The sequence below is a fragment of the Clostridium acidisoli DSM 12555 genome (assembly GCF_900176305.1).
Taxonomy (GTDB): domain Bacteria; phylum Bacillota; class Clostridia; order Clostridiales; family Clostridiaceae; genus Clostridium_I; species Clostridium_I acidisoli.
Genome location: NZ_FWXH01000002.1, coordinates 606,458 through 629,021 on the forward strand (window position 1 = coordinate 606,458; position 22,564 = coordinate 629,021).

Genomic DNA, 22,564 nt, shown 5'->3' on the forward strand with positions numbered 1-22,564 from the left:
ACGAATCATCTTAAAACCGGTCTTTGCAGTAACTTGCTACCAATCTCAGGTTTTGCGCTACATGCTCGCCTTCTTGAGAAATTCTTGCATGGGTGTTACTATATTGTTTACATAATACTACGTTATATAATATAATACGGAACAATATGTTAAGGGTTATATCTATGAATGTTTTATATATTCATTATCTGTATAAGGGCATGCCGAAAGGTGCGTACTTTTTATTGTATTATATATTATAATTTAGTTGCATTATCTAACACATTCTTCCACAAAAAGCTAAAGGTTGATCCTCCTAGCTTTTTTATCATTTCATTGTCTACTTAATATACAAAAGTCTTAACTACCTCATTGCCTCCTATTTATTGCTATTTAAAACATTGTAAATATATGATAGATTTATAATAGTGAAATTTTAATACATGTCTGTATATTTTATAGTTTATTGAGCATGTAATACTTGTACCAATGATAATGCACTTGATTATAAATTTTTATTGAGTTTGCAAAAAACAGCCTGAGATTAATCATCCTGGACTTTCTTTTTTATGCATATATTTAATTGTTATGAATAATAACTATAGTGAATTTATTCATATATCAATGCCTGCTTAGGCATACCAACTGGTGCGTTCTTTTTTGAGTAAAAATGATTATAGATTCAATATGTTCAATTAATGTTTGTAATTTTAAAATAAAAAATAAGGGTAAAGCATTTATAAGGCTTTACTCTTATTTCACTACTTTTATAAAATTACACTTGTGTGGAATTCATATTAAATAAACTATTTTTGAAGTTGAAAAAATACTCCATCTGCTAAATACATTATATTATTTTTATCAATTATAAAAATATTACTATATATACCTCCATTATTGTATATTTGAATTTCATTAATATAATTTGAACTTATTTGAAAATAACTTAATTCCCTCCGATTATCATTAAAAAAGTCACTGTCTGATACAATTTTTTGTTTATAAGTTGGGCTTTTTACTACACTCCCATCTAAATCTGTAAACTGACTTTCTGAAAGAATAATTTTTTTACCTATATAGCCAGCTATTTGATCATTTGACATTGCAGAAACAGGTGATGTACCAAGGGATTTTTTTATTGTCCACTCACCAAAGTAATCTTGGTAATTAAAAGCACTTGTAGTACTCTTTTGCTCCGTTACTGAACTGTTTGTGCTTGTTGTATTACTTGGTGTTGCTGCTGAGCTGCTTGTATTTGTAGCATTACTTTGTTTTGATACTGAACTATTTGTACTTGTAGCATTATTTTGTACTATTGGTGAACTACTTGTATTTGTAGTATTGTTTATGCTATTTTGTATAGGTTTGTTTTTAGTGTTAATAGAAGCTGATTTATTATTTTGCATCTTATTGCGTGCTATAATAGATGTTCCAACTAAAATAATTAATACAATACCTACAATAACGAAAATAGTTGTTTTTTTCTTTAATAAATCAATCATATTTATTCTCCTTTTTCATATGTGCTTTATTAATCTATACCTTCTAATAAGGACTGGCCCCATATCTGTTATTGTTTGTAACAACTTGACCAGTAGGATTTCCAGCTGTATTTATATATGATATGCTAGGTGCACAATTATATCCTGGAATGCTTGCATTTGAACCACTGAATATTTCCCATTCATATGTTCTTCTGGTTACCAATCCTGGAAGAACTTTATCACCTGCATGAACCCATTGCATAAATTGGTTCTGTATATCTGCACCCCTAGAACCAGAAGCATATAATTTTAATAGTGTAGAACCGCTAAAAGCATTAATCCCGTTATTATAAGCAAATGATGTAAACGCATCAACTTCTCTTTGTAAAGGGTTTGCAACTCCATGTGCATGTATAATATCTAATACTTGTTTATAATACTCATTATTTACATGATTGGTCAATAAGTTTGTAGCAGTTGTTTCACTTATAGATGCAGGTAATCCATTTAATTCTACCCCAGTCATTCCATAGCCACCTGTTAACACTCCTACACTATCATGATACAACGATGGTGCAAATCCCTCGCATTCTTTTATAAAATATATTATATTTGCACTTGCCATATTAACAGCCACTCCATTTGTATCACCAGTATTTCCTGTAATAATGTTATCTTGATATCCAAATTCATGTACTTCAGTAGAAGTTCCACCTTGTTCCTTTATAGCGTATATACTAAGACTACCTTGTCCAACTATAAACTGTGTACTTTGATCAGTTGGTTCCATTGGTGTTGCTGATTCAAATAAAAATGATTGAAAGTTATTTGCACCATTTAAGATATGCACTTCAGTTGCACCCGATCCATTCTTTTTTATACAATACAAATCCGGTACTCCATCATTGTTATAATCACTTATTCCAAATTGCCAATTACTATCTGTTTGGGACAATCCTGTTGCAGTCTCAAGTAAAAACGATTGATAATTATCTGCACCGTTTAAAATATGCACTTCAGTTTTTCCATTTCCTCCATTTCCCTTTATACAATATAAATCAGGTTTTCCATCATGATTATAGTCACCTATTGCAAATTGCCAATTACCATCTGTTTGAGGTAATACTGTTGCTATTTCAAGCAAAAATGATTGATAGTTATCTGCACCATTTAAAATATGCACCTCAGTTTTTCCATTTCCTCCATTTTCCTTTATACAATATAAATCTGGTTTTCCATCATGATTATAGTCACCTATTGCAAATTGCCAATTACCATCTGTTTGAGGCAATGCTGTTGCTGTTTCAAGTAGAAATGATTGATAATTATTTGCTCCATTTAGTATATGTACCTCAGTCTTTGATTCACTCTTCTTTATACAATATATATCAGGTTTTCCATCATTGTTATAATCACCCATTGCAAAGCTCCAATTACCATCTGTTTTACTTAATGGTGTCGCTGTATGTAGTTTCCATATAATGCCATTAGCATCTACTGTATTACCTGTCCCAATTTGATCCGGATATCCAAATTCATGTACTTCAGTAGAAGTTCCACCTTGTTCCTTTATAGCGTATATATTAAGACTGCCTTGTCCAACTATAAACTGTGTACTTTGATCGGTTGGTTCCATTGGTGTTGCTGATTGAAATAAAAATGATTGAAAGTTATTTGAACCATTTAAAATGTGTACTTCAGTTGCACCTGATCCATTCTTTTTTATGCAATACAAATCTGGTACTCCATCATTGTTGTAATCACTTATTCCAAATTGCCAATTACCATCTGTTTCAGGCAATGCTGTTGCCGTTTCAAGTAGAAATGATTGATAATTATTTGCTCCATTTAAAATGTGTACTTCAGTCTTTCCATTTGCTCCATTTTCCTTTATACAATATAAATCTGGTTTCCCATCATTATTATAGTCACCTATTGCAAATTGCCAATTACCATCTGTTTCAGGCAATGTTGTTGCTGTTTCATATAAAAACGATTGATAATTATCTGCTCCATTTAAAATGTGTACTTCAGTCTTTCCATTTGCTCCATTTTCCTTTATACAATATAAATCTGGTTTTCCATCATGATTATAATCGCCTACTAAAAATTGCCAATTACCATCTGTTTCAGGCAATGCTGTTGCTGTTTCAAGTAAAAACGATTGATAGTTATTTGCTCCATTTAAAATGTGTAACTCAGTTTTTCCATTTCCTCCATTTCTCTTTATACAGTATATATCCGGTTTTCCATCATTATTATAACTCCCCATTGCAAAACTCCAATTACCATCTGTTTTACTTAATGGTGTCGCTGTATGTAATTTCCATATTATACCATTTGTATTTACATCTGCGTATGCTTTGCTATTTGACATGAAAGTTACTATTAAACCCAAAAATAAAACAAAAAAAATACTTTTACTTTTCATTATTTATCCCCCCTAATTAATATATTTATACATAATTATAACAATTTAATAAATATTTTTTTGCTACATTTTGTCGAATATATCATTTTTAACATATTCTTATATTTTTTATCATATAAAAGCATGTTAAATTTGTGTAAATTATATAATTTTAAATTCCTTTCAACTGTTATTTTTTTAAATCTTTATACCACTCTCTGACTTTTTCATAATCATTAATAGTTAAAATAAACTTGCCTTTTATATTATGTAATTTATCTCTAAGCAATAAATGTTCCTTTTTGCCAAAGTCATTACCATAACCCGCAGTTTCAAAATAAGGTGGATCTGCAAATAAACAAGTATATTCTCTGTCATACTTATCAATTATTTTTTTAAATCTTAAGTTTTCAGCATAAGTATTACTTAACCTCTCTTTCAAATCTTTTAATGCTTCAGTATAAAATATTTGTTGCTTTGGTTTTGCGTTTGTTCCATAACCATAATTACCACATTTACTTGCAAAACTTTGTGTTATTAAATATAAAAACCTTACGGCCCTATTTATCTCTGTAAGGTTTCCTATACTCTCATTCTTATATTCTTCAAATATATCTCTTCCTGAAAAATCATATTAAAGTTCTGGTGCATGATATTTAATCATCTTAAATAAATTTATAAGTTCTTTATCAATATCATTTGTCACTTCAACTTTTGAAGGTCTTTTACCAAAATATAACCAACCTATTCCGAAAAATAATTCAATATAAAAAGGAGTCTATTTTGAGACTCCTTAGTTGTTTTTCTATTTATTTTGTATAATCATCTACTTCAAAAGATGATATCTTGTCAAATATAACATAATCAGTTCTTACAATATTAGGATTTGAACTTTGAGTTATGTCAAACTCATAAAATGGATCCCCGCTACCTGCTGATCTTAACTTATACCATGATATAAACTTATTTACTTCATTCATAGTTACATTGTACTGCTTAACTTGGCCATTTGTCATAGTTATATTTAATGCAGCTTTATCTGAACTATCTGAATCTGTTACCGTAACTACGCATGTTGCTGTTTTGCCATCAGCTGTAGTCACTGTTATCGTAGCTTGTCCAGCTTTTACTCCTGTAATTTTACCATTAGAATCTACTGTTGCTATAGAACTATCACTGGAACTCCATGTTACCACCACACTTGAAGGATTAACTGTAGCTGACAAAGTGTCCGTTTCGCCTACATTTATCGAATCTGATGTTTTATTTAATGTAATTCCTGTCGATATACTATTGTACTCTAATACATCATTATAAATTTGTATGTTACTTAATAAACCTTTAAAATATTTATCATTACTCTGTATTTTACCAACAGTTAATTTATCTGTTTGAGAATGTACAGCTGCATATTGATGTGTTACTTCATTGTCAGCAATGCTCATATTATCTACGTAAACTTTCATTCCATCAGTAGAATCATCTCCAGTCCACGTAAACATTATTTCATGCCATTTATTGTCATTTATTGATGTTTTAGTATCAATACAATCACCGGTACCTGCAATACCTCTGTCTAAATAAAATCTTATGATACCATTATATACAAAACACGTAAATCCTTTATTGTTAGTATGTCCATCGGCAGTATCAAGAATTACATAGCAATTATCATCATTGCCAACAACATCTGTTTTTATTTTAAATCTAATTGTTTTTTTCCCAGTTGGAAGAATTGAATTATTGAATTGTATATAATCACTTGTACCATTAAAACTTCTATAAGTTCCGTCACTATCAGTTACACTTGTAGTTCCATTATAAGTACCGTCATTTCCATTTCCTAAGCTGTTCTTACAAACTGTTCCACTCGTTTCATCCATTTTATAATTTGCTACTAAACTAGACGAATAATCTTTTTTAGGTACATATTTTTCAGTATTTGTTGCTATAGTTGCTTTATTTACATCAGCAAATATTTTATTACTTCCACCACTAAACATAACTGACGTTGCCACAAAAAATGTACATAAAAGCAACCCTATAACATTAAATTTTTTTCTCACTTTTATTTTCCCTCTCATTAATATATATATATATATAATTTTATCTATAATCTATATTATTATCGAAATACAATAATATTTAATTAGTACCAATTACTATATATTCGGCTTAATTTTTACTTTTATTTCATATTAAACAAGTATATATTCATTATTTCCCTGTCCTATTTTATTTTTAATATAAAAAGAACACCCATTTCTGAATGTTCTTCCATTACTTTTGCTATGAATTAAAATATATTTAAAATACTATGTAAAAACACCGTAAATTTCAATTGAATAATACGGTGTTTTAGTTAATTTTAATTTACGGTAAAATTCCTAGTTTGCCAGCATACAGAACCATCTAGAGAAATACCTGCAACCTCAATTGTATGAGTTCCTTTTGAGAGTGTACCTGCTTTTATTACAGTTGCATAACCACTATTTGCCGCATTAGAGTAAAGATTATTAGTATTAATAATTTGCTGAACATCTGGACGATTAACCAAACTCGTAATAGACGTCAAACCAATATTATCAATATAAATATCTACTCGTTGTGTTCCTCCAAAACTGACTCCCCAACCAGTTACAGGAATGTCACTGGAAGAAGAATAGGTTGTCTGCTGCGGATAATCGATCTGAGTAATAGCCCGATTATTCATGTTGAGTGTAAACGTACCATATCCAATTTCCGATTTAAAAATATCAGGGCTTGTAGGTGAATTAGATGTACTAGTAGCATAAAGACCTTTCCACTGGTAATTTCCAGCGTATTCAATTTCACCTGTTCCGTTTATAGTTGAGACCCCACTAAAATAAGAATTTTTATTGTTAGTATTATCTGTGGAACCTTCTAAAAGTAAATTGTTGTTAGAATCCCAGTTAAGCCCATCTCTGGAGAACTGGAATGCAGGAACTGTCCTTCCACTGCCACTTTGCACAGTTGGAATACGGACATATAAAGGACCACCTGGAGCCTGTTTGAGATAGCCTATCTTTGCTCCTAAATCTCCCATGTTTGATTGTTCTCTTTTAGCGAAGTCAAATGTTGTATAGTCATTTGAACGAATACGATAATAACCATTATTCTGACCATTTATCGCTACACAAACATACATCCAATATTTGCCGACAGGATCGTCTGGGACATAAATTACAGCTTCATGGTGGAAAAATGTATTTGCAGGATCAGGTATGTCTGTTATTACTCCTCGATCAGATTTTCTTGTCCAATTTTTGCAATCTGAACTTGTTAGTAGCATAATTCGGTCAGCTTGTGTATTTGCATTGACTCCATAAGTATCTGTAGGCTGACCAGGGTCAATCTCCACCTGAGTATACATTAGCCACGGTGTGTTTGGTGCCGTCAAAACATCTGGTTCTAACGTGTTTCCAGAATACCATGAGTTGCTGTTGCCTGTTTCCTTTCCAAGGTAAAATTCTGGTGCATTAGACCACATACTCCATGTACCAGGTTGTCCATTAGGAGTAGTCCATTGCAATACATGATCTCCGTCACCAGTACTTGTCTTCCATCTACCACCAGTAAAAGCTCTGTAACGTTGACCTGTATCCTCTCCTGTCTTAACAATATCAACGCTGTAGTTGTAAGCACTTTGGCCATCTGTGTACGGTCTATTAACTAAAGAATTATAACCGTAAAAATTGCTGGAATTACTAAGTGAAATACCATAACTACTTGAAGTTGTAGTTGACTGTGCCGATGCAGTTGTAGAAATTGAACAAGCCATTACTGTACTGATGGCAAGAGAAGAAACTATTTTGACAATTTTAACTTTGATTTTGGTTTGTAACATTTTTTCATCTCCTTTAATATCGAATTCACCTTATATTATATGTATGCGGTATATGCATGTCAAATTTTATAGATTCTGTTATAATCTTCTAAGAATATTGTTCGTTTTTTAATTTTAACTAGTACTTGTCATCTTTTTTCATGTTTAACTAACTGTTTTTTAGGCTTACACTACGAATACCAAGCTAATATTAATGCCAAAATTAAATTGTACAAGGTTGCTAATATTTTTATGTACAATAATAACAATATTTCTTAAAGTATTAATGGGTGATGAATATGATTCTAAAGATGAACATTAATGCTAGTAGTGTTCATGACGGCTACCTCCTTTAGCTACCGCAAAATGAAACAGTTAAATCTAATATTCTCAGCAGATCCTGTATTAAAAAACGACAGCTTTGATTTTATGTCAAACCCGCCGTGTGGCTTCTTTTTATATTTCAGTGCAACAAATCACCTGCCATAACTACGTTTTTGTGTTTACCGTAAGGCAGGCTGATTTTTTATAAATAATTAAAATTTTTAATCATTCACAAAGTAATTCCATTCAGATAATGATTTTCAATTGCATGTTCTATTCAGTGAATCCATGTTTTTTTGACATATAAGCTATCAGAAATGCAAAAATTAATAATATAAATAATACTTTGAGAAACGAAGTAGCGCCAAAACTTTTAAGGAGTATTCCACCAACGAATCCCCCACCTGCTATAGCCAAGTTCCATACAGTTGTGCTTATTGACATAGCTATATCCACACCTTCATCTGGAACAGTATTAGCAAGTGCTGTACTTAATAGCGTAGAAGAACCACCAAAGGTAAGCCCCCAAATAGCAGTACATACATAGATAGCTATAAGATTATTGATAGAAATTCCAAACAGGATTGAATCCAATAAAAATACAAATATACTAACCAAAACTAATAACCGTAACCACCGATCTATGAATATACCAACAATCCATATACCTGCAATTGCTGAAATACCAAAAATGAACAATGCCAAATCAATATGATTTACCATACCCAATGATGCGAGAAATGGATTTATATAAGTGTAAATAATATTGTGAGACAGTATCCAAGTCATAATAACGAATAAAATAGGGCATACTCTAGAAGTCTTAAATATACTTAAAACAGAAAACGTTGATTTATCAGACTGTCCTTGATAGTCAGGGACTTTTATAATAATCCATATTACCGAAATCAGATTAAGTATTGACATGAATGCAAATATATAGTGCCAGCCAACAATGTTGCCCATAAATGTTCCAACAGGTACTCCAAGAGCTAAAGCAATTGGGACACCCATCATTGCTATTGCTAAACCTCGTCCCTTTAAATTATCTGAAACCATGCGTCGAGCATATCCAGGAATCACTCCCCACAAAACTCCAGCAAATACCCCACCAAAAAAGCGTACAATTAATGTCAACATATAGTTAGATGATATTGCTGTAATTGTATTGAAAATAAGCAATCCACAAGTAGCTATAAGGAGAAGTGGGCGACGACGCCAATTTCGAGTTATGGTAATCAATGGTATAGCTGCAATTAATGAGCCGATTGCATATAGCGTAACTAACTGGCCAGCAAGACTTTCTGAGACTCCAAGACTCTTTCCTATTTGTGGCAACAGACCTGCCGGAAGTGTTTCTGTCATAATGGCTGTAAATATTGTTATTGTCAAGGCAAGTAACTCCAAAATCGGAAACCTGTTCATAGTGTTTGAATCTATTATAGTATCACTCATTTTCTAATTCCTTTCCTCTAATATTTTTCTTTCAAACTCTCAATCCACACAGATAAAGCTTCTTTGGACTCTCTGCCATTCAAAAGTATCCCTTCCTTGATTATAGTGTCAGCAGCTACACTTCCTTTTAGCCTTTCTATCGTCTTTCCAAATCCACTATCTCCAGAAGTGGCAAACAATATAATGGTTTTTCCTGAAAAATCATGACTTTCAAGAAATGTATTAATAATAGTCGGTGCTACATACCACCAAATTTGGAAACCAATAAAAATGGTATCATAGTTCTCAATATCAACATTTTTATCTGTAATTGCTGGACGTGATGCTTTATCTGCCATCTCCACGGAAGTACGACTTGTCTTATCCAGCCAGTTTAGGTCAGCTTGGGTGTATGGTATTTCTGGTTTGATTTCATATAAGTCAGCAGCCAGTGCATTTGCCAACGTGTTTGCTATTCTTGCGGTCACACCGCTTGCTGAAAAATATGCTACTAATTTTTTACTCATTGTTCCATGTCCTCCTAATTCATTAAAAATTAACTTTGTTCTGCTTTCTTAGTACCTTAGCGTACCTGAGTTTAGTTTCATTAATTTTGATACGTCACTTATTTAAATGTCTGCCATAAAAAACATCTCCTTATATACCTAAAATATCACTTAAAGCGCGCTTTAAGTCAAGTTACTTTTAAAGATTTATGTATAATAATGAAACAATGGGATAATATTCAATCGCTGTAGAAAATATAATCTTTCCCGATTGGTTTTAATACGCCGTCATTCACATAATAAAACAGCTCTTTCGCCGTAGCGGTAGGGTAGAGCTTAGAGAACGTAAGTAAATGCTCCTCCTAAATTGTATTAAAAAAGGACTTAGAAATTAATCTAAATCCTTCTATTTATATATTATTTTGATACTTCCACAAGTTCTACGGTTCATACTAATTTTCATAAAGTTTCACCTCATGAAGCATATTCTATACATGATACAAAATTTTCTTCTTTAGCATGTCTTATATTTCGATTGTGTCACAATATAAGAAAATTACGAATTAAACTACTTTAATATTTTATCTAAACTGAATATCTTTAGTTCCATGATATGTTTTTATTTGTTTTTTCTTATAGAACTGTTGGATTTGACAACGTATTTCCTCTGGGTAGAGTGGTAATAACGACAGTTCATCTATATTTAACCACTCTATGCCACATTGCATTGCATCAAAAACTGGAGCATAGTTCTCAACTTTATTAACTAAAGTACACTGAAATATAAACTCAACTCGTTGTGTTTCATCATCATCAAAACTCTCTCTCACAAATAGTAGTTCATTGACTTTTACTTGATATTGTAACTCTTCTTCACATTCTCGTTCCAAAGTCTCAGTGAGAATCTCTCCTGTGTTCTGTCCACCACCTGGTAATAAATAAAATATTCCTCTATTGTTCATCTTGGTAACAAGCAATTTGTTATTGACTATGATTACTGCTCTTGCAGAATTTCTAATTATCATTTTATATCACTCCAATCGAAAATAATTTTATAGCCAATTTAATCTAAGACTTAATATATGAACATTGTATATACATTAGTTTAAGTTTAATAGCCTATTTCATTTGTAACTTTAATAAGTTCTTTGCAATTGTTTTTATCATTAGTATTAAAAGTTATATGACTTAAACACATAAATATATCGTGTTCTTTTTCGTTAAAAGCTCTCGATCTATTAGTAGATTGGGACGCACTATGTAATGAAATAGATAAATTAAGTGAACCCAGTGCATTTCCTAAGTCTTGCTTATCATCATAAGAAGTATACTTCAATGTATATATAGCTACATTTAGACTAGAAGCTGCTTTCATATAATAACTTATTTTATCTTCCTCACTTAATTTGGTATAATCCACTCCAAAACAACTATTTGCTTCACTTAAATTATAAATAAATGTTTGATCTGCATCCTGCATTTGTTGTCTTTGACTAAAAAATGTGTACGCACCAAATATAATTATTAGAAATATTATTAATATGCCGCATTTTTTCACCAATAATCCACCCTTCAAAGAAAATTTATATTAACATTAACTCCTGTGACACCTTTCATACTATTAGACTTTTTTAATTCTTATATTTTACTTAATTATAGCGCAAATTTAATTTCCTGTAATTAAATCCTTATAATTTTGCAGTATTCCTATAGGTTTCTTTTCTCCAAATAATTTATATCTTAAATAATCATCTCCATAAATAGCTAATGGAATTAAGAAAAACCACAGAGCAGCATAAGGAATACATACCTGGCCATATAAATTCCCCCAGTTATTTGAGTAATCCCATATATCTAAACGAAGCCAAACATTTAATATCATTCCACTTATGAATTCTATTACAAGGATTATTATGGTACCTATAAGACATTCCCGCCACATTTTCCTATCACAAAAATTTGGGTGTTCGTTTAATGTTCCAATAAAGAAAGCACTTAAACCACCAACTACTAACATACTGATATGTGTCCACCCACGCCATAAACCTTCAAGAACCATATAAAGAGCTCCCATGATGAATATTAGTATTAAATCTTTATAAATCTGATTTTTCATAGTATCAACTCCTAAATTTCATTAACGTAATTTATGCAAAAATAACATAAGCTACTATGACATCTGTCCCAGAAGTATCCTTAAAAGTTATATTTCCATTCATGTTTATTGTTTCATTAATATTAATTATTAATCACCATTCCTTTATATTTTTTTGTATTAAAAAAGCACCCCTATTAGGATGCTGATTTTAACGTTATTCATTTATTGGATTCATCTTTCATTATATTAACTGAAGAAAAACACAGCTATTCGTCCTGTTCCTTTTCATCTAACTGTTTTTGAATTTTTGCCTGTTTTTTCTTGTTCAGATAATTAAGGAAAGACAGTACAACAAAAACCAAAACGGTTGCGCTGATAAAAGTAACTACCAACACGGCGATAAAATAACCTATACCATCTTCCTTATATTTTTCTGCGTACTGTGTATAGTTCAAAACACCGTTGATCGCTGTTACTACAATTCCGGATAATATACTGTTCATAAAAATGATGGCTTTAGATGATTTTCCCTCGCCGTATATGTTAAGTCCCAAGGTCATGTACCGTATTATCGTGTAAATGCACATTCCTAAAAAGCATATAAGCTCAGCGGCATACTGCTCAAACGGAGCTTTCAGCAGAAACTGCTGTACGAGTATTGAACAGATAAGCGCAATCATTAAAATGCCGTATGCTTCACTATTTATTTTACGGCGTTGCGCTACAACTCTTTCGTCTTGCAAATTTTGCTTTTTCATTTTGATTCCTCCCAAAATAAATCATTTAATGTTTTACCAAGCTCCTTACAAATAGCTATACATAGGTTTAACGTGGGGTTATATTCACCTGATTCTATCAGCCCGATAGTTTGTCGAGTAACGCCTACGGCTTTTGCCAAGTCCTCCTGTTTCATATCAGCTTCCATTCGGGCGATTTTCATTCTTTTGTTTTTCATGGAATTCCCCCTTTCATAGTTTTATTGTACATTATAAATTACATAATGTAAAGTATATATTGCATTTATGCTTTTTAAATTTTTATACAACCACTTTCTATGTTAAAAAAGCACCCCTATTAGGATGCTGATTTTAACTGTGCTATTTCATTTTCTAAAGTAGTTATCTTATTATTAAGCTGTTGAATACTATGTAAACCATATTCATAACCTACGAAAAATAATCTTTTGTGGAATATTTAAATGTTCCCTTCTCCTTAAAGACTTTTATAAACTCGCTGAAAATATTCTTCCAATGCCTTTGCACCTAATTTAGGATTAAAATTCAAATCCTTTTTTGATGTAGTAATATCATAATGTCTGTTTATTCCACCATAATATAATTCTACCTGACTTCTAAGCAGCGAAGGCTGAGTATTAGTTTTTTTAGATTCAGCTTCTAATTTGTCAGCTAAATTTAATAACTGCTCTTTAGTATATTTTTGTGGTGCTTCAAGCTTTGGAACAAATTTTTTTGCAATTTCTATAATTTCATCTGAAGTTACAGGTTCTTCATTAGCTAAAATATATCTTGTTCCCTTTTTACCCTTTTCTGCTGCTACAATCATTGCCTTTGCAACGTCAGTTACATCTATTGGTGTCATTTCAGTTATATAATTTATTTTCATCTTTCCTAAAAGAATACTATCAAAGCCCATCATTGTAGGAGTTTTCTTTAAAAATTCTCCACCAAGCATTGCTCCAGGAAGAACGCTAACCATATCCAAATCATATTTTTTAGCTAAATCCCAAGCTTTCTTCTCTGATTCTTTCTTTGAAACAAAGTATGCATTTCCATGACTATTTTTAAGCCATGTAGTTTCATCAATTTTGCCTTTTGAGTTAACTTCGTCTAAGGACAATGCTGCTACAGAGCTTACATATACTATTTTTCTCACATTTGCTTCTCTCGCTGCTTCTATTATGTTTTCAGTCCCATCAATATTAGGGATAATTATCTCCTTTTCTGGATCCTCAGCCCAATGTTTAAATACAGCAGCTACCTGATATAATGTATCTACTCCTTCTAATGCCTTGCGAAGTGAATCTTTGTCCATTAAGTCAGCATAAACTACTTCACACTGAAGACCTTCAAATGGTTCTTTGTCCTTTAAATTACGTACACCCGCTCTAACATTTTCTCCCTTCTTTAATAGTTCCCTTACCAAATTGTTGCCTAAATGTCCATTTGCACCTGTTACTAAAGAAATTTTTTTCATACTTGTAATCCTCCCATTTATAATTGAATTTATAAGTCATATTAGCATTAAACATTTTACTTGTAATTGACCTATGTCAACTACAACAAAAAAACATCAAATATTTTTATTTGATGTTTTCTATGTAAATCTATTCTGTTTTCAAATTTCTTTTAATTCTGGACAGTGAACTTGCTCTAACACCAATATAGGAAGCAATATGAGCTTGGCTTATTCTATCCTCTATAATGCTATACGCACTTTTAAACTCTATATACCTATCCAATGCACTTTTCGTAAGCAAGGCTCTTGTATGTCTTTCTGCATCAGTAAGAGCTTTCTGACTATACTTATTGATTATATCTGTCATTTCATTGCCTTTCTTAACTCCTTCAGCTATTGAGCTATACGGTATGATTACACAAATACTATCTTCAAGGCTCTCTACACTGAAACTAGCTTCTCCAGGTTTTCTGAGACCTTCACTACAAGCAAATTCTCTTTCTCTTGCAAAGCATTTTGTAACATCATTTCCTAAACTATCTATATAATATCCTCTCATGATTCCTTCATGAACATAGTAGAGTGAAGATGGTATTTCACCTTGGTTAAGAACATTTGTACCTTTTAAAACTCTCTTTACAGTAGCTGTTGAATTAAATATGTGTTTCAAATCTTCTCCAAGGGATAAATTCAATCCTACTTCAAGATAATCGCTTGGCTTATCAAACATAATTCTTCACCTCTCGGTATATAATTATTATAAATTATATCTTATATTAGTGTAATACGTCAAAATATAGCTTTATCAAATTGAACTCCTTGTAACAATGATATTTTAAATTTTCTAACTCTGCGAAGAACCCCTTTTCTCTTGACATATTATATATAAAAATGTATAATTCAAGAAATAACTAGATATACTTTATGTATAGTAAATCGAGTAAAAAAATAGGAGGTTTATTATGTCTAAGATTGCAGCAATACTTTGCTCATTATCCTTTTTTTTAAACTCAATTCTTCAGTTTCTTTTAATGGCTGGATTTCCTTTAGGGCGTTTCTCATTTGGTGGAAAATACACTATTTTCCCACCTGAACTTAGAATTGTAAGTGGTTTCCTTTGCATACTATGGTTTTATTACAGCATAACCTATCTAATTTATGGAAATTTAATTCAAGTAAAAACGAATAAGCTTTTTTTAAATTTCAAACTGATTATCATGACACTTTTTCTATTTTTAGCTACGATTTTTAATTTTTTTATAAGTACAAGCTTTTTTGAAAAATATTACACAGGCGGATTGTCTGCTTTAACTTTCATGCTAAGTGCCTTTCTACTTCTTTATAATCGCAAAACACCGCAAAATTCGTTTTAGAATAATACGGTATTTTAATTAATTGTTCGGTTTTTAAATTTGTGATATTAAATTTTAATATTTTATTTTTCGGATAGTAGTTGTCCGCCTACGCCAATATTGTCTTTTTCATTTTCTTTCAGTAAAACTACAAATGCTTGTTCCGGTGTATTCATAATTTTAGCAGCTGCTGATTATAACAATATCTTTATTTATAAATCATTATACTTTCTTCCAACATTCCAACATTTTGCAATCACATCACCTGTTCTTAAATATGTCCCTGTTAGCTTTTCAAATAACACTGGTCTTAGCTTTTGATAATCAACCTTTCCACTTTTATCTATAGCATGTTCTTCTACATGAGTATGAACAACTTTTAAAATAAAATTATCATAATCTTTTGTATCATAAATATCTACTAATTCACACTCCATTGCAAGTGGTGATTTATCGATTATTGGAACATTTAATTCCCCCATGTGGTATTCAAATACTTGAGATTTATCAACTGTTTTACCTGTTACAAGTCCTACATAGTCTGCTTCTACCACCATATCTTCACTTACCAAATTAACAGATACTGTTTTATTTTCTTTTATCCCTAGATTTGTATAACGTCCTTTTCTTATGCTAAGCATTATGGAATCTAATCCTATGATTCCTATATGCGCAACATTACACCAATTAACTTTATTCTCCACGACTGTTCCTACCAGAGTTGAAGGTGTTGGATAAAGACCTACCACTGCTCCAATATTTTTCTTCATTATTTTATTCCTCCTGGTGTAATCATGATTACTCTTGATTAATGAATTAATTCATGTTATCATTATAACAATAATTTTCTTTTAATCAAGAATGCACTTTTTTGTAATATACTACCCAAAAAGAAAGTGGGTGTAAATAATGAATAATTCAAAAACATTTAACTGTCCGATTGAAGCTCCCATAAGTTTAATTGGCGGGAAATACAAAGCAATCATTTTGTTTCATTTGATAAACAAAACTTTGCGCTTTAATGAATTACAGAAGTTTATTCCTCAGGCTACCCCCAAAATGCTAACGCAGCAATTACGCGAACTAGAAGGTGATGAACTAATTGTCAGAACTGTTTATCCAGTAGTTCCCCCTAAAACCGAGTATTGCCTCTCAGAATTTGGAGAAAGTATGATCCCTATACTAAATTTAATGTGTGCTTGGGGTACTAATTATTTAAATAAATCTGATACTTAGAATTACTTGCTCTAGCATATAACTTAATTCCATAAAATCTAATGATATATGATGATTTTGGCACTATATGAGTCCTCCAGTTTAAGTCTATACATGCACTATTACAGGCAAGCTTATGAAGTATTTTAAAAACAATAAGAGGTACTTTAGTCAATTGTTATATTCCAATCTCTATTTCAGACAAATTTAATGCTTTTCCACCAACCTTAACTTCAATAACTTCTTTTCCTTCAGTTATCAAGGAAACAATTATCTCTGAAGGCTTTTCCATTGAATAACCTTGCTCCATAACTATATGATTAGTATGATCAGATTTAATTTTACCATATTTAAATAGATAACATGCAAGGGCACCATTGGATGTACCAGTTGCAGATTCTTCAGGAATTCCATAGAGAGGTGCCAAATTCCTACAGTAGGCATTTGAGCCGTTAAGTGATTCAAGGGTGAAAATATGATAACCAATTGCATTATATTTACTGCTAATTTTTGATACCTTTTCAAAATTTGGTTTTATAGTATTTACCATATCTATATTTTTAACAGGTATAAGTATATCCCTAAGGCCTGTAGATACGATTTGTATTGGTAGCTCCTCACTCATTTCAGCTGTAGTAATGTTCAGCGAATCTGCAATTTCTTGTTTACATATTGTTTGATAATAGCTTGGAGTATTTTGGTTCATCATAATTGATAAATCTTCCTGTAATTCCACACATAAAACTCCGGCCTTGGTTTCTTGAAAGTATTTACCTGGTTCAATGCGTCCTTGGCTTAAGAGTGTACTGAAGGTTGCTATCGTGGCATGACCACAAATATCAACTTCTTCATTAGGTGTAAAAAATCTCACCTTGAAGTCTGCTAAGTCTGATTTCATGACAAAGGCAGTCTCACTAAAACCAATTATACCTGCAACCTTTTTCATGTCATCTTCGGATAGATCATCTGCATTAATCACAACTCCAGCAGGGTTTCCTCCCTCTATGCATTTCGCAAATGAATTTAATGTATAAGCTCTTACCTTCATAAAACATTTCTCCTTAAAATTTCTGTATGGATTTTTTATTTGTACTAAATTACTAATGCATCACATTTAGTTACTATTTTAAATTAATTAATAGTAATTATATCATATCTGAACATTGAGCAAAGTAAATATTGCCTCCTTTCTGGACTGGTTCTTAGAATCATAAATAAGCTTTGGTTCTGCTACAATTCTATCCAATTTATTATTTCCATGTCCTATTTTATTTTTAATATAAAGTAAAATTCATTTTTGAATAATACGATACTTTAAATAATTGGTCAGTTCTTATAGTTGTAACGCTTTATAAGAAAATTACGAATTACTTAAGTTCATCTTATGCCTATAGTTTCACCGAAACATTAAAACTTATTTTTCAAGTTCCATAAACAAAAACATAGGGACTTTTGATAACCAACTAATTCTTGGAGACAAATTTATTTGTTTTTCAGATGGCAAAGGTTCATTCATATCAGTCAATTTAAAACCAATCTTATTAAATGCTTTAATATAATCTGATAGTGTTCTATGCCTATATATAATTGCTGCATTTATTCCTTTAATTTCTCCAACCCATTCGGTTGGATTAAAATAATCATCAACTATTACTTTTATAGTTTCATCCTCAATTGTCCATTTACTTTCTTTTGGCTTAAAACAAGGATGAAGTATGGAAATAAACACCTTCCCTTTTGGTTTTATTACTCTATATATTTCTTTAAGTGTCCCTTCAATGTCCTCAATATCCATTAACATCATGGAGCAAAGTACAATATCAAAAATATTATCTTGAATATCATATAAATCATTACTATTACGTACAAAATGTTCAATTTTCAAGCCTTCCTCTTTAGCCTTTTTTATCGCATAATTTATTGGATCAATAGCACAATCAATTGATGTAACGTTTGCTCCATTGTGTGCTAAGGCTCTTGAATATCCTCCCTCACCACATCCTAAATCTAATATTACTTTGTCAGAAACATCACCAAGTTGTTGTAATGTATATGGCATAATAAAATACATTCTGAAATCATTTGTTTCTACGATTTCACACAATTCCTTTCCAGCCTTATTCCAGCAAATGGTTGAACTATCCTGTATCATAGACATACCAACCTTTCTATAATTTATAGTTCGCAGTTGTAACATTTTATATTAATATTATTCATTCGGTTCTGATGTCCAATCTTTAATACTATTATTAATATTAAAAATCAATTTCTTATCTTTTATATAAATTACATTTTCATCAGGATAAGTAATAATATCATCTTTTTCACGAGTTCCTATATCAAGTATCTGCAATATTTCCGAACTATTATTTATAAACTGATGTGTTATATCTTTACCAGCAGGCTTCGAAATAACATCGCCTTTCCTTATTATTATTTTTTCTCCGTCTATTCTCAATAGCCCTTCCCCGCTTAATATTAGAAAGAATTCTTCTTGTACTGAATGTGAATGATACTTTGTACTTTCAGCACCAGGTTTTACATAATCTATGTTCACGTAAATCTTTTCGCATCCAATAGCATCACCTATTAATATTGTTTTCAGTTTAGATTGAAAATCAGGGTCATACATATATTCCTTTGGAATATTATCAATGTTAGATATGTTATTCATACAGCTCTCCTTTCAATACACTAAGACGTAATAACTTAAGATTGTAACTCAACTAATTGTAATTATATCATTAATATCCAATTAACTCCATAAAATATAAGCGTATATGATGCTTTTGATACTATATTTTCACCGTATTATTCAATTTTCAAGGTACAATTTTTATTCTTATTTTTTTTGAAATGCGACGTAAAAACACCGTAAAATTCTTGATTGAATAATACGGTGTTTGATATAATTGTTCGGTTTTTATAGTTATGACGTTTTATAAGAAAATTATGAACTAATCTTATAAAAGATATTTGTTGGTATCTACTACCTTGTCCAATTTATTATTAATCATATCAATTACAATAAAAACTGTAATTATTAATTGAACTGTAATACAAACCAAAACAAATGAAAAACTAAGTGGCATTACTAATCCATATATTAAACCGGCTGCTGTGTTTGAAGCTGTATGAAATAGAATAGGGAATATCAAACTACCTTTTGTTCTGTTAAACACCCATGTAATTTGTAATGTTAAGTTTAGAGTTGATAATACAAATAATGGGAATGATGTGCCATTTTGTACTGTCCCTACTATAAAAAATAAAGGTAAATGCCAACAAGCCCATATAATACCAATAACTAAACTAGCTATAAAAGGACTGAATTTTCCCTGAAGCCTTGGAAGCAAAAATCCTCTCCATCCAATTTCTTCTCCTAACGGTCCTCCAAAAATCAATATCCATATTGCAGAAACTAATATCCAATGAGGTGTCCCACCAAATCTAATCTTGGAACCATTATTCATCGTATTATAAATTAAAACAATACTATAATATATTAATGGATAATAACCTAAAACAAATATATAAAAAACAATATTAAATCTCCATTTTGTTAGTCTAATAAATAATTGTTTTAAACCTTTCTTTTTATATATACATCCTGTAAGAACTATTGAAATAATACTAGGCATAATACTACCTAAAGAAACAAACACAACAATATGCTCTTTATATATTGATTTACTTATAATTCCATCACAGGAACTATACAATATTCCCCATATAGCCCAACTACATATATACACCATAACTATAAATGATAATATCTCATGTTTTTTAATATAATTGGCAAATTTCCGATACACTTAAAAACAGCCCCTTTTTTGTTGCTTTATGTATATATTTTGTGTTAAATCACGATTGTAACTTAATTACTTGTAATTATATCATTATTATGAAATTAAATCCATAAAATCATCTACTATATGATGCTTTTGATACTATATTTTCACCGTATTATTCAATTTTCAAAGTTCATTGTTCGTATTATCATTGCAATTTTTAAGACTTCATTTTCCACAGTGCACCTCCTAAGTTGGATTAAAAAAGGACTTAGAAATCAATCTAAATCCTTCTGTCTATATATTATTTTTATACTTCCACAACTTTTGCAGTTCCTACTAATTTTAATAAAGTTTCACCTCATGAAACATAATACAAAACTTCCTTCTTTAGCATGTCTTATATTTATATTGTGTCACAATATAAGAAGATTGTGCATTAATTATTTAGACATTTATTACAATACTCTGAACTTGGTAGAAACTCTGAAAAGATTTTTCCCCATGTTTCCCCTATACAATCTCCGTTGTCGCCAATACATTTAAATACAGCCCATAAAGTAGGTTTTACTTCCCATACGGTATATCCATCCGGAATATTATCTCCATTAAATTCCATACCAATACCATATTCAAAATGTGTACTTTCCTTTGAAATAGGTGCACAAGGTCCATAAATATCATATTTATTAGTGTTTTGTTTTAGCACGTCAAGTATGCCATTAGCACCACATTTTTTCCAAAAATCTGAAATTCCCGCATTTCCATCTTCCGAAATTGATTCATTCCTAAACTTTGCAACCTTAGCAAGTAATTTAAATGTTTCTCTTTTTTCAATTCTGTAGTCCATAACAGTACCACCTTCCAACTTTATTTTAATAAGAAGGCGATTGAAGGATTTTAACTTAATACCTGCACGCCTTGCTACATTTGGCGTAATACAATGGAATCTGGTAAATGCTTTTGTAAAACTCTCAGGCGACTCATAACCATATTTTAAAGCAATATCAATTACCTTTGCATCAGATATAGATAGTTCCTGTCCTGCTATGGATAATCTTCTGTTCCTAATATATTCATTAGCTGTAATACCAGTTACTAAACTAAAAGTTCTATGAAAATAACGAAGTCTCTAATAATATTTTTTAAGTAACTTAAGGAAACCTATAATAATTACTTACGTTCTATTTTCTTGATAAACGAGGCAATTTCTGATATGTACTTTTGTTGTTCTTCATCTGGAATCATGTGCCCAGATTGTAAAAATTCTATAATTTCACAGGAGTGTATAGTATTTTTATATAATTCTAAGGTCTCATCCGAGACATTAGAAGGTATAGAAGCTTTTTCGTTCCTACCAACAAAAAAAGCAACTGGTAAGTTTAGTTGTGTTAGGTCGGAAGAAAAATCAACCATGTTTACATCTCTTGCAAGCCCTTCGATTGCTTTACGACGCATGAAATTAAGTAATGAAACTCCTTGATAAACGAGATTAGACCAATATTCTACAGATTCCTCACTTTGCTTACTGTGTACTGGAGGTTGATCAACAAGAATCAGACCGCTCATATTCTGTTGATTCTTTAAACTCCATCCAAGTGCATAGGATGCACCTCGTGAAAACCCAAGTACACAATAATTTTTTAGTTGGCAATGTTTAACAACCGATTCAATATCCGACAAATGATCCGAAAGATCATAGCCTACTTCAGGAGTCGAGCTTAACCCACGGCCACGTAAGCTCAGGGCAACAACATGGCTCGAAAGCCCTGAGAGTATTGGAATTGCACGCTCAGCAGGTTCCCATAATCCTCCTATTACAAGCAGTGATGGAGTCTTACTGGAAGGAACCCCATTCTCTAGAACATGAATATTTACAGAACTATTATTAATAAAATAACTTTCCATCTAAATTTCCTCCTTGTTGC

The 22,564-nt window shown here is 31.2% G+C and carries 23 protein-coding genes and 2 pseudogenes; 2 read left to right on the forward strand and 23 right to left on the reverse strand.

From position 1 onward, the window contains the following. Window positions 1-785 precede the first annotated feature (785 nt). The 14 genes and pseudogenes from B8978_RS03020 to B8978_RS03085 form a co-directional block, all read right to left on the reverse strand. The gene (locus B8978_RS03020; RefSeq protein ID WP_084113805.1) at window positions 786-1,481 is read right to left on the reverse strand and encodes a hypothetical protein; all 696 of its coding nucleotides are present in this window, start codon (window positions 1,479-1,481) and stop codon (window positions 786-788) included. Window positions 1,482-1,524: 43 nt separating this feature from the next. After that, complete coding sequence (locus B8978_RS03025) at window positions 1,525-3,894, reverse strand: FG-GAP-like repeat-containing protein (protein ID WP_242950463.1); 2,370 nt, start codon at window positions 3,892-3,894, stop codon at window positions 1,525-1,527. A 181-nt stretch (window positions 3,895-4,075) separates the two neighbouring features. Continuing rightward, a pseudogene (locus B8978_RS03030) lies at window positions 4,076-4,642 on the reverse strand (DNA adenine methylase); the annotation flags it as partial. A 40-nt stretch (window positions 4,643-4,682) separates the two neighbouring features. Further along, entirely contained in the window at window positions 4,683-5,939 is a 1,257-nt protein-coding gene (locus tag B8978_RS19685) for a LamG-like jellyroll fold domain-containing protein (protein ID WP_176212589.1), read from the reverse strand. A 302-nt stretch (window positions 5,940-6,241) separates the two neighbouring features. Further along, complete coding sequence (locus tag B8978_RS03040) at window positions 6,242-7,675, reverse strand: hypothetical protein (protein ID WP_139795953.1); 1,434 nt, start codon at window positions 7,673-7,675, stop codon at window positions 6,242-6,244. A gap of 642 nt (window positions 7,676-8,317) precedes the next feature. Then, on the reverse strand, window positions 8,318-9,499 hold the full coding sequence (locus B8978_RS03045) for an MFS transporter (protein ID WP_084113808.1): 1,182 nt from the start codon (window positions 9,497-9,499) through the stop codon (window positions 8,318-8,320). Window positions 9,500-9,516: 17 nt separating this feature from the next. Then, window positions 9,517-10,005 (reverse strand): flavodoxin, encoded by a 489-nt coding sequence (locus tag B8978_RS03050; protein ID WP_084113809.1) that lies wholly within the window; start codon window positions 10,003-10,005, stop codon window positions 9,517-9,519. Between the two features lie 560 nt (window positions 10,006-10,565). Continuing rightward, window positions 10,566-11,009: an NUDIX domain-containing protein gene (locus B8978_RS03055; RefSeq protein ID WP_084113810.1), complete on the reverse strand. Its 444-nt coding sequence runs from the start codon at window positions 11,007-11,009 to the stop codon at window positions 10,566-10,568. A gap of 86 nt (window positions 11,010-11,095) precedes the next feature. Then, window positions 11,096-11,542 (reverse strand): hypothetical protein, encoded by a 447-nt coding sequence (locus tag B8978_RS03060; protein ID WP_084113811.1) that lies wholly within the window; start codon window positions 11,540-11,542, stop codon window positions 11,096-11,098. Window positions 11,543-11,650: 108 nt separating this feature from the next. After that, window positions 11,651-12,100, reverse strand: a complete 450-nt coding sequence (locus B8978_RS03065) for a putative ABC transporter permease (RefSeq protein WP_084113812.1) — start codon at window positions 12,098-12,100, stop codon at window positions 11,651-11,653. Between the two features lie 248 nt (window positions 12,101-12,348). Next, window positions 12,349-12,840 carry a DUF6773 family protein gene (locus B8978_RS03070; RefSeq protein ID WP_084113813.1) on the reverse strand — a complete coding sequence of 164 codons (492 nt, stop codon included), beginning with the start codon at window positions 12,838-12,840 and terminating at the stop codon, window positions 12,349-12,351. Then, on the reverse strand, window positions 12,837-13,037 hold the full coding sequence (locus B8978_RS03075; protein WP_084113814.1) for a helix-turn-helix transcriptional regulator: 201 nt from the start codon (window positions 13,035-13,037) through the stop codon (window positions 12,837-12,839). Before B8978_RS03075 ends, B8978_RS03070 begins: the two co-directional genes overlap by 4 nt. A gap of 257 nt (window positions 13,038-13,294) precedes the next feature. After that, window positions 13,295-14,296, reverse strand: coding sequence for an NAD-dependent epimerase/dehydratase family protein (locus B8978_RS03080; RefSeq protein ID WP_084113815.1), 1,002 nt, complete (start codon window positions 14,294-14,296; stop codon window positions 13,295-13,297). Window positions 14,297-14,426: 130 nt separating this feature from the next. Beyond that, window positions 14,427-15,008 carry a Crp/Fnr family transcriptional regulator gene (locus tag B8978_RS03085; protein WP_084113816.1) on the reverse strand — a complete coding sequence of 194 codons (582 nt, stop codon included), beginning with the start codon at window positions 15,006-15,008 and terminating at the stop codon, window positions 14,427-14,429. A 232-nt stretch (window positions 15,009-15,240) separates the two neighbouring features. Between B8978_RS03085 and B8978_RS03090 the strand changes: the two genes are divergently transcribed. Further along, the gene (locus B8978_RS03090; RefSeq protein WP_084113817.1) at window positions 15,241-15,651 is read left to right on the forward strand and encodes a hypothetical protein; all 411 of its coding nucleotides are present in this window, start codon (window positions 15,241-15,243) and stop codon (window positions 15,649-15,651) included. 62 nt (window positions 15,652-15,713) lie between these two features. Here the strand turns inward: B8978_RS03090 and B8978_RS19410 are convergent, their stop codons facing one another. Together B8978_RS19410 and B8978_RS03095 are read right to left on the reverse strand one after the other, a co-directional pair. After that, window positions 15,714-15,809: a tautomerase family protein gene (locus B8978_RS19410; RefSeq protein ID WP_278326779.1), complete on the reverse strand. Its 96-nt coding sequence runs from the start codon at window positions 15,807-15,809 to the stop codon at window positions 15,714-15,716. A gap of 33 nt (window positions 15,810-15,842) precedes the next feature. Continuing rightward, window positions 15,843-16,400 (reverse strand): flavin reductase family protein, encoded by a 558-nt coding sequence (locus B8978_RS03095; protein WP_084113818.1) that lies wholly within the window; start codon window positions 16,398-16,400, stop codon window positions 15,843-15,845. 139 nt (window positions 16,401-16,539) lie between these two features. Between B8978_RS03095 and B8978_RS03100 the strand changes: the two genes are divergently transcribed. Then, complete coding sequence (locus B8978_RS03100) at window positions 16,540-16,866, forward strand: winged helix-turn-helix transcriptional regulator (RefSeq protein ID WP_084113819.1); 327 nt, start codon at window positions 16,540-16,542, stop codon at window positions 16,864-16,866. A 157-nt stretch (window positions 16,867-17,023) separates the two neighbouring features. Here the strand turns inward: B8978_RS03100 and B8978_RS03105 are convergent, their stop codons facing one another. The 7 genes and pseudogenes from B8978_RS03105 to B8978_RS20160 all read right to left on the reverse strand — a co-directional run bounded on the left by B8978_RS03105 (window position 17,024) and on the right by B8978_RS20160 (window position 22,544). Beyond that, window positions 17,024-17,893, reverse strand: a complete 870-nt coding sequence (locus tag B8978_RS03105; protein WP_084113820.1) for a PhzF family phenazine biosynthesis protein — start codon at window positions 17,891-17,893, stop codon at window positions 17,024-17,026. Between the two features lie 366 nt (window positions 17,894-18,259). Continuing rightward, window positions 18,260-18,997 (reverse strand): class I SAM-dependent methyltransferase, encoded by a 738-nt coding sequence (locus B8978_RS03110; RefSeq protein ID WP_084113821.1) that lies wholly within the window; start codon window positions 18,995-18,997, stop codon window positions 18,260-18,262. 57 nt (window positions 18,998-19,054) lie between these two features. After that, entirely contained in the window at window positions 19,055-19,519 is a 465-nt protein-coding gene (locus B8978_RS03115; RefSeq protein WP_084113822.1) for a cupin domain-containing protein, read from the reverse strand. 289 nt (window positions 19,520-19,808) lie between these two features. Beyond that, window positions 19,809-20,660, reverse strand: coding sequence for a CPBP family intramembrane glutamic endopeptidase (locus tag B8978_RS03120; protein WP_084113823.1), 852 nt, complete (start codon window positions 20,658-20,660; stop codon window positions 19,809-19,811). 415 nt (window positions 20,661-21,075) lie between these two features. Further along, on the reverse strand, window positions 21,076-21,486 hold the full coding sequence (locus tag B8978_RS20150; RefSeq protein ID WP_242950464.1) for a GyrI-like domain-containing protein: 411 nt from the start codon (window positions 21,484-21,486) through the stop codon (window positions 21,076-21,078). Window positions 21,487-21,564: 78 nt separating this feature from the next. Further along, a pseudogene (locus B8978_RS20340) lies at window positions 21,565-21,750 on the reverse strand (helix-turn-helix transcriptional regulator); the annotation flags it as partial. A 59-nt stretch (window positions 21,751-21,809) separates the two neighbouring features. Continuing rightward, complete coding sequence (locus tag B8978_RS20160; protein WP_139795955.1) at window positions 21,810-22,544, reverse strand: alpha/beta fold hydrolase; 735 nt, start codon at window positions 22,542-22,544, stop codon at window positions 21,810-21,812. Window positions 22,545-22,564: the final 20 nt, after the last annotated feature.